This is a genomic window from Qipengyuania soli (genome assembly GCF_015529805.1).
GTDB classification, from domain to species: domain Bacteria; phylum Pseudomonadota; class Alphaproteobacteria; order Sphingomonadales; family Sphingomonadaceae; genus Qipengyuania; species Qipengyuania soli.
This window is the reverse complement of sequence record NZ_CP064654.1, coordinates 1,202,140-1,217,175: the sequence shown is the minus strand read 5'-3', so window position 1 is coordinate 1,217,175 and position 15,036 is coordinate 1,202,140. Positions and strand designations below refer to the sequence as shown.

15 protein-coding genes are annotated in these 15,036 nt (G+C 63.4%); all 15 read left to right on the top strand.

What is annotated here, in order from left to right:
* Positions 1–2: 2 nt before the first annotated feature.
* The 15 genes from IRL76_RS06120 to IRL76_RS06050 are packed head-to-tail and all read left to right on the top strand — an operon-like array spanning position 3 to position 15,035.
* Positions 3–917 carry an NADH-quinone oxidoreductase subunit C gene (locus IRL76_RS06120; RefSeq protein WP_200983900.1) on the top strand — a complete coding sequence of 305 codons (915 nt, stop codon included), beginning with the start codon at positions 3–5 and terminating at the stop codon, positions 915–917.
* A complete protein-coding gene (locus IRL76_RS06115) occupies positions 917–1,459 on the top strand; it encodes a hypothetical protein (protein ID WP_200983899.1) in 543 nt (180 codons plus the stop codon). Before IRL76_RS06120 ends, IRL76_RS06115 begins: the two co-directional genes overlap by 1 nt.
* On the top strand, positions 1,456–2,673 hold the full coding sequence (locus tag IRL76_RS06110) for an NADH-quinone oxidoreductase subunit D (RefSeq protein ID WP_200983898.1): 1,218 nt from the start codon (positions 1,456–1,458) through the stop codon (positions 2,671–2,673). The genes IRL76_RS06115 and IRL76_RS06110 overlap by 4 nt, the downstream gene beginning before the upstream one ends.
* Positions 2,673–3,341, top strand: a complete 669-nt coding sequence (locus tag IRL76_RS06105; protein ID WP_200983897.1) for a complex I 24 kDa subunit family protein — start codon at positions 2,673–2,675, stop codon at positions 3,339–3,341. Before IRL76_RS06110 ends, IRL76_RS06105 begins: the two co-directional genes overlap by 1 nt.
* Entirely contained in the window at positions 3,341–3,481 is a 141-nt protein-coding gene (locus IRL76_RS06100) for a hypothetical protein (protein WP_200983896.1), read from the top strand. The genes IRL76_RS06105 and IRL76_RS06100 overlap by 1 nt, the downstream gene beginning before the upstream one ends.
* The gene (gene nuoF / locus IRL76_RS06095) at positions 3,481–4,773 is read left to right on the top strand and encodes an NADH-quinone oxidoreductase subunit NuoF (protein WP_200983895.1); all 1,293 of its coding nucleotides are present in this window, start codon (positions 3,481–3,483) and stop codon (positions 4,771–4,773) included. The genes IRL76_RS06100 and nuoF overlap by 1 nt, the downstream gene beginning before the upstream one ends.
* Entirely contained in the window at positions 4,773–6,782 is a 2,010-nt protein-coding gene (nuoG, locus tag IRL76_RS06090) for an NADH-quinone oxidoreductase subunit NuoG (RefSeq protein ID WP_200983894.1), read from the top strand. The genes nuoF and nuoG overlap by 1 nt, the downstream gene beginning before the upstream one ends.
* Positions 6,779–7,861, top strand: a complete 1,083-nt coding sequence (gene nuoH / locus IRL76_RS06085) for an NADH-quinone oxidoreductase subunit NuoH (protein ID WP_200983893.1) — start codon at positions 6,779–6,781, stop codon at positions 7,859–7,861. Before nuoG ends, nuoH begins: the two co-directional genes overlap by 4 nt.
* On the top strand, positions 7,858–8,346 hold the full coding sequence (nuoI, locus tag IRL76_RS06080; protein ID WP_200983892.1) for an NADH-quinone oxidoreductase subunit NuoI: 489 nt from the start codon (positions 7,858–7,860) through the stop codon (positions 8,344–8,346). Before nuoH ends, nuoI begins: the two co-directional genes overlap by 4 nt.
* 12 nt (positions 8,347–8,358) lie before the next feature.
* Positions 8,359–8,982 carry an NADH-quinone oxidoreductase subunit J gene (locus tag IRL76_RS06075; RefSeq protein WP_200983891.1) on the top strand — a complete coding sequence of 208 codons (624 nt, stop codon included), beginning with the start codon at positions 8,359–8,361 and terminating at the stop codon, positions 8,980–8,982.
* Positions 8,979–9,284 carry an NADH-quinone oxidoreductase subunit NuoK gene (gene nuoK / locus IRL76_RS06070; protein WP_200983890.1) on the top strand — a complete coding sequence of 102 codons (306 nt, stop codon included), beginning with the start codon at positions 8,979–8,981 and terminating at the stop codon, positions 9,282–9,284. Before IRL76_RS06075 ends, nuoK begins: the two co-directional genes overlap by 4 nt.
* Positions 9,285–9,290: 6 nt before the next feature.
* On the top strand, positions 9,291–11,282 hold the full coding sequence (gene nuoL, locus IRL76_RS06065) for an NADH-quinone oxidoreductase subunit L (protein WP_200983889.1): 1,992 nt from the start codon (positions 9,291–9,293) through the stop codon (positions 11,280–11,282).
* Positions 11,282–12,853, top strand: a complete 1,572-nt coding sequence (locus IRL76_RS06060) for an NADH-quinone oxidoreductase subunit M (RefSeq protein ID WP_200983888.1) — start codon at positions 11,282–11,284, stop codon at positions 12,851–12,853. The genes nuoL and IRL76_RS06060 overlap by 1 nt, the downstream gene beginning before the upstream one ends.
* Entirely contained in the window at positions 12,853–14,316 is a 1,464-nt protein-coding gene (gene nuoN / locus IRL76_RS06055; RefSeq protein WP_200983887.1) for an NADH-quinone oxidoreductase subunit NuoN, read from the top strand. Before IRL76_RS06060 ends, nuoN begins: the two co-directional genes overlap by 1 nt.
* Positions 14,313–15,035 carry a biotin--[acetyl-CoA-carboxylase] ligase gene (locus IRL76_RS06050; protein WP_200983886.1) on the top strand — a complete coding sequence of 241 codons (723 nt, stop codon included), beginning with the start codon at positions 14,313–14,315 and terminating at the stop codon, positions 15,033–15,035. The genes nuoN and IRL76_RS06050 overlap by 4 nt, the downstream gene beginning before the upstream one ends.
* The last annotated feature ends 1 nt before the right edge of the window (position 15,036 follow it).

Genomic DNA, 15,036 nt, shown 5'->3' with positions numbered 1-15,036 from the left:
CCATGGCAACGCTTCATTCCGCGCCCCGCTTTACCGTGATCGAGGGCCTCAAGGACACGCTGGCAACCGCGCTCGGCGACCATCTGGTCGAGGCACACGAAGAGCACGGCGAGCTGCTGCTCACGGTCAAGCGTTCCTCGGTCGAGGACGCGCTTCGCATCCTGCGCGACAATCATGAATACCAGCAGCTGATGGAGATTGCGGGCGTCGACTACCCGGGACGCGCAGAGCGTTTCGAGGTCGTTTACATGCTGCTGTCGGTCACCAGGAACAGCCGCATCATGGTCAAGTGCATGGCGGCCGAGGATACCCCGGTTCCGACCGCGACGACGCTGTGGCCCAACGCGGGCTGGCTCGAGCGCGAGGTGTTCGACATGTACGGCGTGCTCTTTGCCGGCAACACCGACCTGCGCCGCATCCTCACCGACTACGGCTTCGAAGGTCATCCCTTCCGCAAGGACTTCCCGCTGACCGGCTATACCGAGCTGCGCTATTCGGAAGACCTCAAGCGTGTCGTCTACGAGCCCGTGAAGCTGGCGCAGGACCTGCGCCAGTTCGACTTCATGTCGCCGTGGGAAGGTGCGGATTATGTGCTTCCGGGTGACGAGAAGGCTGCAACCCCGCCAGTCGCCGAACCCAAGACCACGGAAAAGCCCGCCGACACCGGGGCAGGGGCGAAGACCGACGCGAAGGCTGCCGACAAGGTTGCCGACGCTCCGGCTGCCAAGGACGGCGGCAAGGACGCACCGGCGCCCGAGCCGACCGAGACGCGACCCGCTCGCGCCAAGCGTGCCGGCAAGACCAGCGGCACCAAGGCCGCTACCGAACCCAAGGCGAAGAAGGCGCCGGCAAAGAAGCCTGCCGCCAAGAAGCCTGCGGCCAAGCGCAAGCCTGCCGCAAAGAAGGACGAGAAGTGATGCGTCGCCTCCTGCCCATCGCCATATTCGCGCTTGCCGCCTGCTCGCAGCCTTCCGCCGAGCAGGAGAGCGCAGACGATTTCGCCGACCGCATCGGCCAGCAGGGCGGGGCCGCGCAGGGCCAGCTCGACCCGTCGCAGCCTGATCCCAATGCGCCGAATGTTGCGCAGGCCGCTCCTCCGGCCAATGTCGATCTCACCACGCTCCAGCAGTTGGGTGACGTCGGCGGCGTCAACCTCGGCCCGCGTGAAGGTGGCTGCACTCTAATGGTCGGTGAGCAGGAGATGCTGATCGCCGTGGGCATGAAAGAGCCGTCGCTGCCGGGCAAGGCCGTGGTCCGGGTGGGTGACACGCTTGTGATGGCCGATTCCGGTCCCGGTGGACTCGCTGCAATCAAGGCGGGCACGACCTTCAGCGGCGAAGGCTTCAAGGTCCAGGTCTCGCCTGCTGCCGGCCAGGCACAGAGCCGCCCCGCGAAGGTCAGCGTGACTGATGCATCGGGCAAGTCGCAAAGCTACTCCGGCAATTGGATTTGCGCATGAGCAGTGCCTTCCAGATCGAAGAATCGCCGACCACCGGCGACGAGGTCATCACCAATTACACGATCAACTTCGGGCCCCAGCACCCAGCGGCGCACGGCGTGCTGCGCATGGTCATGGAACTCGACGGCGAGATCATCGAGCGGATCGACCCGCACGTCGGCCTGCTGCATCGCGGCACCGAAAAGCTGATCGAGAACAAGACCTACCTCCAGGCGCTGCCGTATTTCGACCGCCTCGATTATTGTTCGCCGCTGAACATGGAGCACAGCTACGTGCTCGCGATCGAGAAGCTCCTCAACCTCGAGGTGCCCGAACGTGCGCAGTACCTGCGTGTCCTCTTCGCCGAGCTTTCGCGCATCTGCAACCACATGCTTAACATCGGCAGTCACGTGATGGACGTCGGCGCGATGACGCCGAACCTGTGGGTGTTCGAACTGCGCGAGGATTGCCTCAACTTCTTCGAGCGGGCCGCCGGTGCGCGCATGCACATGGCTTGGTTCCGTCCTGGCGGCGTCCACCAGGACGTGCCCGAGAAGCTGCTGGTCGATATCGGTCACTGGGTCGACACGCGCCTGCCCGAACTGTTCGGCGACGCGATGAGCCTGGTGCTCGACAACCGCATCTTCAAGCAGCGTAATGTCGACATCGCCGTGGTGAGCAAGGACGATGCGCTGGCATGGGGCTTCAGCGGCCCGATGATCCGCGCCGCCGGCATCCCGTGGGACCTCAGGAAGTCGCAGCCCTACGACGTCTATGACCGGATGGAGTTCGACATTCCCGTAGGCACCAATTCGGACTGCTACGACCGCTTCATGGTCCGCGTGAAGGAAGTCTACGAGAGCGCGAAGATCATCAAGCAGTGCCTTGCGCAGATGCCGCAAGGCCCGATCTGCTCCGACGACCGCAAGGTCGCGCCGCCCAAGCGCGCCGAAATGAAGCAGTCGATGGAAGCGCTAATCCACCACTTCAAGCTCTATACCGAGGGCTTCCACGTGCCCGCGGGCGAGGTCTACGTCGCCACGGAAAGCCCCAAGGGCGAATTCGGCGTCTATCTCGTCAGCGACGGCTCGAACAAACCCTACCGCTGCAAAATCCGTCCCACGGCCTTCAGCCACCTGCAAGCAATGGATTTCATGTCGAAGGGCCACATGCTGCCTGATGCCACCGCCATCCTCGGCGCCATCGACGTCGTGTTCGGGGAGTGCGACCGCTAATGGCCGACCGTAACCCCGCACCCGATACACCCGAGCTGCGCGAACGCTGGGGTGGCTTCGAGTTCAACGATGCCTATCGCGAGAAGGCTGACCGCGCGATCGCGCGCTATCCCGAGGGGCGCCAGCGTTCGGCAGTGATGCCGCTGCTCGACCTTGCCCAGCGCCAGGTCGGCGAAGAGACCAATACGCAGGGCTGGCTGCCGCTGCCGGTGATCGAATATGTCGCCGACTATCTCGACATGCCGGTGATCCGCGTGCTCGAGGTCGCCAGCTTCTACTTCATGTACAACCTCGTGCCCGTGGGCAAGTACCACGTGCAGGTCTGCGGCACGACGCCGTGCATGCTGCGCGGCTCGGATGGGCTGTTCGAAACCTGCAAGAAGCGCGGCATGAGCAAGGGTCACGTTTCGGACGACGGCCTCTGGACCCTTACCGAGGTCGAGTGCATGGGCAATTGCGCCACCGCGCCGATGGTCCAGATCAACGACGACAACTACGAGGACCTCACGCCCGAGAGCCTCGACGCAATCCTCGATGCGCTGGCCAGGGGCGAGCAGCCGAAGACCGGCACGCAGGTCCCGGGCAAGAAGACCAGCGAGCCCGAAGGCGGCCCGACCACGCTCAAGGACATGGTCTCGGCCAATCACGACTACCGGAAGGAATGGTGATGAGCATCGTTACCGTCCTGATCGCGCTGGTCGTCTGTTTCATCGCCTGGAAGGTGCTGACCGGCATCATCAAGTTCGGGCTGATCGCCGTCGTCCTCGTCGGCGCCCTCTATTTCCTCTCGCAGGGAGGTTTCGCCTGATGCTCGCCGACAAGGATCGCATCTTCACCAACCTCTACGGCTTCCAGGACTGGGGCCTGAAGGCGGCGCAGCAGCGCGGCGACTGGGACGATACCAAGTCGCTGATCGCGCGCGGGCAGGACGCCATCATCGAGGAAGTGAAGGCCTCGGGCCTTCGCGGTCGTGGTGGCGCTGGCTTCCCCACGGGGCTCAAGTGGTCGTTCATGCCGAAGGAGAGCAAGGACGGCCGTCCGAGCTTCCTCGTCATCAATGCTGACGAATCCGAACCCGGCTCGTGCAAGGACCGCGAGATCATCCGCCACGATCCGCACAAGCTGATCGAAGGCGCGCTGGTCGCCGGTTTCGCCATGCGGGCCAGGGCGGCCTACATCTACATCCGCGGCGAATACATCCGCGAAGCCGAGACGCTGCAGAAGGCCATCGACGAGGCCTATGCCGCGGGCCTGATCGGCAAGAACGCCAGCAAGTCCGGCTACGATTTCGATGTCTTCATGCACCGCGGTGCGGGCGCGTACATCTGCGGCGAAGAGACCGCGATGATCGAAAGCCTCGAAGGCAAGAAGGGCCAGCCGCGGCTCAAGCCGCCGTTCCCGGCGGGTGCCGGCCTTTATGGCTGCCCGACCACGGTCAACAACGTGGAATCGATCGCCGTGGTCCCGACCATCCTGCGTCGCGGCGCGAGCTGGTTCGCGAGCTGCGGACGCGAGAACAACAAGGGCACCAAGCTGTTCCAGATCAGCGGCCACGTAAACAAGCCCTGCGTGGTCGAGGAAGCGCTCAGCATTCCGTTCAGCGAGCTGATCGAAAAGCACTGTGGCGGCATTCGCGGCGGCAAGGACAACCTCCTCGCCGTGATCCCCGGCGGCTCGTCGGTCCCGCTGGTCCCGGCAGAGCAGATCTGGGACGCGCCGATGGATTTCGACGGTCTCAAGGACCTGGGTTCGGGTCTCGGCACGGCCGGTGTCATCGTGATGGACAAGTCGACAGATATCGTCCGTGCGATCAGCCGCCTCAGCTACTTCTACAAGCACGAGAGCTGTGGCCAGTGCACCCCATGCCGCGAAGGCACGGGCTGGATGTGGCGCATGATGGAACGCCTGCGCACCGGCGATGCGGCAATCGAGGAAATCGACATGCTGCAGCAGGTCACCAAACAGGTCGAAGGCCACACCATCTGCGCGCTGGGCGATGCGGCGGCTTGGCCGATCCAGGGCCTCATCCGCCACTTCCGCCCCGAGCTCGAGCGCCGGATCGAAGAACACAACGCCAAGTTCGCGGAGGCCGCGGAGTAATGCCTAAAGTCACCGTAGACGGTCAGGAAATCGAGGTTCCCAACGGGGCGACCGTCCTGCAGGCTTGCGAGCTTGCCGGAAAGGAAATCCCGCGCTTCTGCTATCATGAGCGGCTGAGCATCGCCGGCAACTGCCGCATGTGCCTGGTCGAGGTGAAGCCCGGACCGCCGAAGCCGCAGGCAAGTTGCGCGCTCCCGGCTACCGAAGGTCAGGAAATCCGCACCGACAGCCAGATGGTCAAGACCGCGCGCGAAGGGGTGATGGAGTTCCTCCTCATCAATCACCCGCTCGATTGCCCGATCTGCGACCAGGGCGGCGAATGCGACCTGCAGGACCAGTCGGTCGCCTATGGCCGTGGCGGCTCGCGCTATCACGAGAACAAGCGCGCCGTGACCGAGAAGTACATGGGCCCGCTGATCAAGACTGTCATGACCCGCTGCATCCACTGCACCCGTTGCGTGCGCTTCAGCGAGGAGATCGCGGGCGTGGACGAGATCGGCGCGGTCGGTCGCGGCGAGGACATGCAGATCACGACCTATCTCGAGCAAGCAGCGGAGCACGAGCTGTCTGCCAATGTGATCGACCTGTGTCCGGTCGGCGCGCTCACCTCGCGGCCCTACGCCTTCGAGGCGCGGCCGTGGGAACTCAAGAAGACGCTCAGCATCGACGTGTCCGATGCGGTCGGCGCAAACATCCGCCTCGACAGCCGCGGCCGCGAAGTCATGCGCGCGCTTCCGCGGATCAATGACGACGTCAACGAGGAATGGCTGTCCGACAAGGGGCGCTACATGGTTGACGGCCTGACCAAGCGCCGCCTCGACAAGGTCTTCATGCGCAAGAAGGGCGGCCTCAAGCCCGCGACCTGGGACGAGGCTTTCGCGGCCATCGCCAAGGCCAAGCCGGGCAAGGCCATTGCCGCGATTGCCGGTGACATGGTCGATTGCGAGACGATGTTCGCCGCCAAGGCACTGCTGAAGGCTTGCGGGTCGAACCTCCTCGAAGGCCGCCAGACCGGCATGGATTACGACGTGTCGAACCTCGCCGCGGTCAATTTCAATTCGACTTTCGCCGGGATCGAGACCGCCGATGCGATCCTGATCGTCGGCAGCCACGTCCGCTGGGAAGCGCCGCTGGTCAACGTGCGCATCCGCAAGGCGGTGAAGCGCGGTGCGCAGGTATTCGTGGTCGGGCCCTTCTGGGACACGACCTACCCCGCGCATTTCCTCGGTGACGATCTCTCGGTCCTCGGCGACCTGCCCAAGGAAGTGGCCGAAGTGTTCAAGGGTTCCGAGCGTCCCGCGATCATCATGGGCGGTGCGGCACTGGCTCGCGGCGCACTTGGCGCAGGCCTCGCTTTCGCCGAGCAGTTCGGCCTCGTGAAGGATGGCTGGAACGGCTTCAACGTCATGCACTTCAGCGCCGCGCGCATGGGCGGTCTTATGCTCGGTTACGCGCAGAAGGGCGGGATGAAGGACATTGTGGCGGCCAAGCCCAAGGTGGTCATCAGCCTCGGCGCGGACGAGATGGACTTCGAACCCTTCGCCGACGCGATCAAGGTCTACATCGGCCACCATGGCGACAAGGGCGCGCACGCGGCGGACATCATCCTGCCGGGCGCGAGCTTTGCCGAGAAGGACGGAACCTACGTCAACACCGAAGGCCGCGTGCAGTTCGCCGAGAAGGCAGTGTTCGCTCCGGGTGACGCGCGAGAAGACTGGACGATCCTGCGTGCGCTTGCCGATGCGCTGGGCGTGAACGTCGGTTTCGACAGCTTTGCGCAACTGCAGTCGGCTATGATCGCGGAAGTGCCTGCGCTGGGCGAGGAAGGTCTCGCCAGCTACGGCGCGTTGCCCAAGGCGGACAAGAAGGCCAAGGCAGAAGGCGTGATTTCCGGCTATCCGATCAAGGACTTCTATCTCACCAACCCGATCGCCCGCGCCAGCGAGGTGATGCAGCGCTGCTCGGCAGAACTGCTCCACGGCGGCGCCCTGGCGGAGGCTGCGGAATGACCGAAGCATTTCAACTACCATTTTGGACGCCTTGGGGGCCTTGGGATTGGAACCTGTCGTATGAGGCTGCCTGGTTCTGGGCGACCATCTCCGGCATCCTGCTGATTGCCCTGCCGCTGATGTTGGCGGTGGCGATGATCATCTACGTCGACCGCAAGATCTGGGCCGCCATGGCGCTTCGCCGCGGTCCCAACGTTGTCGGCCCCTGGGGCCTGCTCCAGTCTTTCGCTGACGGTCTCAAGGTCTTCCTGCAGGAAACCATCATCCCGACGGCGTCCAACAAGGGCATCTTCCTGATTGCGCCGATCATCACCTTCACCGTGGCTCTGCTCGCCTGGGCAGTGGTGCCGTTCGGCCCCGAGGCGGTGCTTTCGGACATCAATGTCGGTCTGCTCTACATCCTCGCGATCAGCTCGCTCGGCGTTTACGGCGTGGTGATGAGCGGGTGGGCTTCGAACTCGAAGTACCCGTTCTTCTCCGCCATGCGCGCAGCAGCGCAGATGATCAGCTACGAGGTCTCGATCGGCTTCATCCTGATCTGCGTCGTCCTGTGGGCGGGCACGTTCAACATGAACGGCATCGTCATGGCGCAGGAAGGCCATGTCCTGGGCCTGTTCAACGGCTTCGGCTTCAACCCGCTGCTGTTCCCGCTCTGGGTGATGTTCCTGATCTCGGCGCTGGCCGAAACCGCGCGTGCCCCCTTCGACCTGACCGAGGCGGAGAGCGAGCTCGTCGCCGGTTACCAGACCGAATATTCCTCGATGAGCTTCGCGCTCTTCTGGCTGGGCGAATATGCCAACGTGCTGCTGATGTGCGCGCTCAACGCCATCCTGTTCTGGGGTGGCTGGCTGCCGCCGCTCAACGTCGACCTGCTTCCGGGATTCTATGTCCCGGGCTGGATCTGGCTGTTCGGCAAGATCTTCATTTTCTTCTTCATCTTCAGCTGGGTGAAGGCCACCGTCCCGCGCTATCGCTATGACCAGCTGATGCGCCTGGGCTGGAAGGTATTCCTCCCGCTGAGCCTCTTCTTTGTCGTTCTTATCAGTGGCTACCTGATGGCCACGGGGCATTTCGCATGACCAGCGTCGCGCATCTCATCAAGTCGTTCACCCTGTGGGAGTTCGTGAAGGCGCATGCCCTCACGCTGAAGTACTTCTTCAAGCCCAAGGCGACGATCAACTACCCCTTCGAGAAGAACCCGCTGAGCCCGCGCTTCCGCGGTGAGCACGCCCTGCGTCGCTATCCGAATGGCGAGGAACGCTGCATTGCGTGCAAGCTGTGCGAGGCGATCTGCCCGGCACAGGCCATCACCATCGAAGCCGAACCGCGCGAGGACGGCAGCCGCCGCACCACGCGCTACGACATCGACATGACCAAGTGCATCTTCTGCGGCTTCTGCCAAGAAGCCTGCCCGGTCGATGCAATCGTCGAGGGTCCGAACTTCGAATATTCGACCGAAACCCGCGAGGAGCTGCTTTACGACAAGGCCAAGCTGCTCGCCAATGGTGACAAGTGGGAGCGTGCCATCGCCGCGAACCTTGAAGCCGATGCACCGTATCGATAGGGGGCCGCGCCAATGATCCAGACGCTCGCCTTCTATCTCTTCGCCGTCATGGTGACCGCCAGCGCGGTCATGGTGATCACGGCGCGCAACCCGGTGCATTCGGTACTGTGGCTGATCCTCGCTTTCTTCAACGGGGCGGGGCTGATGGTCCTTGTCGGCGCCGAATTCATCGCTGCGCTGCTGGTCATCGTGTACGTCGGCGCAGTCGCGGTGCTCTTTCTCTTCGTGGTCATGATGCTCGACATCGACTTTTCGGAGATGCGGGCAGGCTTCGTGAAGAACTTTCCGCTCGGGATCGCCATCGCGCTGGTCCTGCTGGTCGAACTGCTGGTCGGCATCGGCGCCTACAAGATCGGCGCACTTGAACTCGGCACTGCCAGCGGCGCTGCTGCACCCATTGCCGACCGTGCCAATATCGAGAGCATCGGTGCGGTCCTCTACCGCGACTACCTGTTCCTGTTCGAGGCGGCCGGGATCATCCTGCTCGTCGCGATGGTCGGCGCGATCGTCCTCACCCACCGCCAGCGCCCCGATGGCGCGCGCGGCCAGCAGGACATTTCCAAGCAGGTCCGTCGCCGGCCCGAGGAAGCAACCGTCATGAAGCAGCCCGAAATCGGGCAGGGGGTCGAGCTGTGATCGGCATCGAACACTATGTCTTCGTCAGCGCGATCCTGTTCGTGCTCGGCGTGCTGGGCATCTTCCTCAACCGCAAGAACATCATCGTCATCCTGATGGCGATCGAGCTGATCCTGCTCAGCGTGAACATCAACCTCGTCGCCTTCAGCGCCTTCCTTGGCGACCTGGTCGGCCAGGTCTTCGCCATGTTCGTGCTGACCGTGGCAGCGGGCGAGGCAGCCGTCGGGCTTGCCATCCTTGTCATCTATTTCCGTGGCCGCGGCACCATCGCGGTCGACGACGTCGACCGGCTGAAGGGGTAAGCCACGGTGCATCCGATCATCGCAATCGTCTTCCTGCCGCTGCTCGCCGCAATCGTCGGCGGGCTGGTCAACAAGTCCGCGCCCAGCGTCTTCACCAAGGGGCTGACAACCGGCGCGCTTTTCGTCAGCTGTGCGCTGAGCTGGCCGATCTTCCTCGGCTTCGTCGGCGGCTCCTACGAACCGGCCGTGGTTCCCGTGCTCAAGTGGGTGGCTTCGGGCGACCTCGCCTTCGACTGGGCATTGCGCGTCGACACGCTGACTGCGGTCATGCTGGTGGTCATCACCACCGTCTCGGCGCTCGTCCACCTCTACAGCTGGGGCTACATGGAGGAAGATCCGGACCAGCCGCGGTTCTTCGCCTACCTCTCGCTCTTCACCTTCGCCATGCTCATGCTGGTGACCGCCGACAACCTCGTCCAGATGTTCTTCGGTTGGGAAGGCGTGGGCCTCGCGAGCTACCTGCTGATCGGTTTCTGGTTCAAGAAGCCCAGCGCCAACGCCGCCGCAATCAAGGCCTTCGTGGTCAACCGTGTCGGCGATCTTGGCTTCATGATGGGCATCTTCGGCACCTTCTGGGTATTCGGAACGGTGTCCATCCCTGCGATCCTCGAGGCCGCGCCCGGCATGAGCGGGGCGACCATCGGCTTCCTCGGCTATCGCGTCCACACGATGGATGTGCTCTGCATCCTCCTGTTCATCGGTGCGATGGGCAAGTCGGCGCAGCTGGGCCTCCACACATGGCTCCCGGATGCCATGGAAGGCCCGACGCCGGTGTCCGCGCTGATCCACGCCGCGACCATGGTGACCGCAGGCGTGTTCATGGTCTGCCGCCTGTCGCCGATGTTCGAGACGGCGCCCGTCGCACTCTCGATGGTTACCTTCGTCGGCGCCGCCACCTGTATCTTTGCCGCGACCGTCGGCACGACGCAGTGGGACATCAAGCGCGTCATCGCCTATTCGACCTGCTCGCAGCTCGGCTACATGTTCTTTGCTGCGGGCGTCGGTGCCTATGGCGCGGCCATGTTCCACCTGTTCACGCACGCCTTCTTCAAGGCGCTGCTGTTCCTCGGTGCCGGCTCGGTCATCCACGCGATGCACCACGAGCAGGACATGCGCTATTACGGCGACCTGCGTAAGCACATCCCGCTGACCTTCTGGGCGATGATGGCCGGCACGCTGGCGATCACCGGCGTCGGCATTTACTGGATCCATGCAGGGTTCGCCGGCTTCCACTCGAAGGATGCGATTCTCGAAGCCGCCTTCGCGCGTGGCACCGAACTGGGCAATTTCGCCTTCTGGATGGGCGCCTTCGCTGCACTGCTGACCAGCTTCTACAGCTGGCGCCTGATGTTCCTCACCTTCTGGGGCAAGGCCCGCTGGATCGAGAGCGAGCACATCCAGCACAGCGTCCACAAGACGCCCGAAGAGGCCGGGGAAGACACTACTGGCGGATACCACCCGCACGAAAGCCCGCTGACCATGCTGATCCCGCTGGGCATACTCAGCCTGGGTGCAGTGTTCGCAGGATGGGTTTTCAGCCCCTACTTCCTCGAAAGCCCGGAATTCTGGGGCGGCTCGATCTTCTACAACCAGGGCCTGATGCATGCCATGCACGGCGTTCCGCTGTGGGTGAAGCTGGCGGCGACCGTCGTCATGCTGCTCGGCCTGTTCACTGCCTGGATGGCCTACATCAAGGACACCAGCATCCCGGGCAAGGCCGTGGAGCAGCTCGGTCCGGTGTACCGCTTCCTCTACAACAAGTGGTATTTCGACGAGCTCTACCACTACCTCTTCGTCGTCCCCGCCTTCTGGCTGGGCCGCCAGTTCTGGAAACTTGGCGACATCGGCACGATCGACCGCTTCGGCCCCAACGGCATTGCCTGGGTGGTCGAGCAGGGCTCGATAGGAGCACGCAAGTTCCAGACCGGATATCTCTATAGCTATGCGCTGGTGATGCTCCTCGGGCTCGTCGCCGCGATCACCTGGGTGCTGTTCTGATGGAGTTCCCCATCCTCTCTCTGATGCTCGCGGTTCCGCTTGCCGGTGCCATTGCCTGTCTTTTCCTGGGTGCGCAGAGCGCGCGCATGGTGGCGCTCGGCGCAACCCTGTTCGACCTCGCGCTCGGCATCCTGCTGTGGCTGAACTACGACATCGGCGGCGCGCAGTGGCAGTTCACCGAGCGGGCCGAGATTTTCGCCGGTTTCAGCTACGCCCTCGGCATCGATGGCATCGCGCTGATGCTGATCATGCTCAGCGTCTTCCTGATGCCGATCTGCATCCTTGCCAGCTGGGACGCGATTACCAAGCGCGTGGGCGAATACATGGCCGCCTTCCTGCTAATGGAAGTACTGATGATCGGCGTTTTCGCCGCGCAGGACATGTTCCTGTTCTACATCTTCTTCGAGGCCGGCCTGATCCCGATGTACCTGATCATCGGCGTGTGGGGCGGAGATAACCGCATCTACGCCTCGTATAAGTTCTTCCTCTACACGCTGCTCGGCTCGGTGCTGATGCTGATCGCGATGATGTGGATGGTGAACGAGGCGAACACCACCGACATCCCGACGCTGCTCAACTACGACTTCAGCCCGCAGGCGCAGACCTGGCTGTGGCTGGCCTTCTTCGCCAGCTTCGCGGTGAAGATGCCGATGTGGCCGGTCCACACCTGGCTCCCCGACGCCCACGTGCAGGCGCCGACCGCAGGTTCGGTGATCCTGGCAGGCGTCCTGTTGAAGCTGGGCGGATACGGTTTCATCCGCTTCAGCCTGCCGATGTTCCCCGATGCTTCCGCGCAGTTCGCATGGCTCATCTTCGCCCTGTCGATGATTGCGGTGGTTTACACCTCGCTCGTCGCGCTGGTGCAGCACGACATGAAGAAGCTCATCGCCTATTCCTCGGTCGCGCACATGGCGATTGTGACCGTCGGTCTGTTCGCCTTCAATTCGCAGGGCCTCGAAGGCGCGATGATGGTCATGCTCGGTCACGGCCTGGTGTCTGGCGCGCTCTTCCTCTGCGTCGGCGTGATCTACGACCGCCTGCACACCCGCGAGATCTCGCGCTACGGCGGGCTGGCGATCAACATGCCCAAATATGCGCTGTTCTTCATGCTCTTCACCATGGCCTCGGTCGGCCTTCCTGGCACGAGCAACTTCGTCGGAGAATTCCTGGCGCTGGCCGGCATCTACAAGGTTTCGACCTTCGTGACGCTGGTTTGCACCACCGGCATTATCCTTGGTGCGGCCTACATGCTGTACCTCTATCGCCGCGTGGCCTTCGGGGCGCAGGTCAACGACGATGCTGCACGCATGCTCGATCTGAATGCGCGTGAATGGGCCATGCTTGCCCCGATCGCAGCAGCGGTGCTGTGGATGGGCGTGTATCCGGAAAGTTTCCTTGCCCCGATGCGCCAGGACATCGCAGCGCTGGAAGCGCGCATTGCGCGCGCCGCGCCAGACTACGATTCCGACAACAAGGTCGGCACTCCGAAAGAGCATAATGCCAATTACATTGCCGCCTCGCATGGTGAGACCCATGGCGAACCCGCCGCAGCCGAGGAGGGAGCGCACTGATGTCCTACGCTAGTTCGCTCTACTTTACCGGCGTCGAAGTCGGTCTTTCGCTCACCGGCCTCGTATTGCTGCTCGTTGCGGCATGGGGTGGCACCAAGACCGCGCGCGCCGTGACCGCAGCAGCCGTGGTCGCGTTGCTCGGCGCCACCGCCTTCAGCGCGCACCTGTTCGATCTCGCGACCGGCGAAGTCGCAGGCCGCGCGTTCGGCGACCTCTACCGGGCCGACGCGTTCGGCAGCTTCGCCAAGATCCTCATCTACGTTGCGACCGCTGCCGTGCTGGTCGTTACCCCGCGCTTCTTCGCGCAGGGCAATGCCTATCGGGTCGAATACCCGGTGCTGATGCTCTTCAATGCCATCGGCATGGGCATGATGGTTTCGGCCACCGACCTGATGACGCTCTATATCGGTCTCGAGATGTCGAGCCTGTCGAGCTACGTGCTGGCGAGCTTCCTCAAGCAGGATGCCCGCTCGAACGAGGCAGGCCTCAAGTACTTCGTCCTCGGCGCGCTGGCCTCGGGCATCATCCTGTATGGTGTGAGCCTGATCTACGGTTTCACCGGCAGTACCAACTACGAGGGCATTCGCGCTGCTTTCGAGACACAGTTCTCGTCCGGCGCGCTGTTCGGTGTCGTGTTCGTGCTTGCCGGGCTTGCCTTCAAGGTCAGTGCGGTGCCGTTCCACATGTGGACCCCGGACGTCTACGAGGGCGCCCCGACACCGGTCACCGCGTTCTTCGCCAGCGCCCCCAAGGTGGCAGCGATGAGCATGCTGGTGCGCATGGCGATGGAGCCTTTCGCGGGCGAAGTCGACAGCTGGCGCCAGATCGTGGGGTTCATGGCGCTCGCATCGATCCTGATCGGCGCTGCAGGGGCTATCGCTCAGCAAAACCTCAAGCGACTGCTCGCCTATTCGTCGATCAACAATGTCGGCTTCATCCTCATTGGCTTGGTAGCAGCAAGTCCAGCGGGTGTCGCAGCAGTGCTCACCTATCTCGCGATCTATGTCGCGATGACCGTCGGAAGCTTCACTGCGCTCCTCATGCTGCGCGATCCGATGGGGAACCAGCTTGAAACCTTTGCCGATATTTCCGGCCTCTCGACCAGGCGTCCGGCGCTCGCATGGTGCCTGCTCGCGCTGATGTTCAGCCTTGCCGGTATCCCGCCGCTGTTCGGCTTCTGGGGCAAGTTCGTTGTGTTCCAGACTGCCGTGCAGGCCAATCTCGTCCCGCTCGCTGCCATCGGTATCGCGGCGAGCGTGATCGGCGCGTTCTACTACCTCAAGTTCATCAAGGTGATGTTCTTCGACGAACCGACCCGCGAGGTGGAGACTGAAAGCCCGATCAGCCACTGGATCGTGCTGGGCCTTAGTGTCGCGGTCATTTCGCCGCTCGGTTACCTGCTCACGATCCCGCTCGGCAATTGGGCAGCGCAGGCAGCGGCATCCTTCACGCTCGCGATGTGATCCGCACACTCGTCGAAACCGGCTCGACCAATTCGGACCTCGCCGCGCAGTTGCGCGCTGGCGAGGCTGTGCGCGAAGGGGACTGGCTCGTCGCCGACTGGCAGGTTGCGGGCAGGGGACGCCAGGGACGCACCTGGTTCGACGGGACAGGGAATTTCATGGGCTCGACCGTCGTGCGCCTCGGGAGCCGTGATCCGGCGCCGGCGTCGCTTGCGCTCGTGGCGGGGCTGGCGGCGTATGAGGCGGTTGTGCCTTACCTCGTCGAGCCCGGTGCACTGCAACTGAAGTGGCCCAATGACCTTTTGCTCGGCGGAGCGAAGCTTGCAGGGATCCTGCTCGAGCGCGAAGGCGACGCAATAATCGTCGGCATGGGCATCAATCTTGCCCGGGCCCCTGAGCTGCCGGACCGCCGCACGGTGGCTCTTTCGGCGCTTGGTCCGGCACCGGATCGCGATGGGTTCGCCGCAAATCTTGCGACAGCTTTCGACCGCGAACTGGAACGCTGGCGGACCTATGGCATCGAACCGCTTGTTCGGCGTTGGGAAAGCGTCGCGCATCCACCAGGGACCGCGCTGACCGTCCATCCGCCCGGCGAGCGGCCACTCGAAGGCGCTTTTGCAGGCCTTGCACCCGATGGATCGCTGATGCTGCGCTTGGCGGATGGCTCAACCCGTGCCATCCACGCCGGTGACGTGATGCTCGCTACCGAGGAGAGATAGG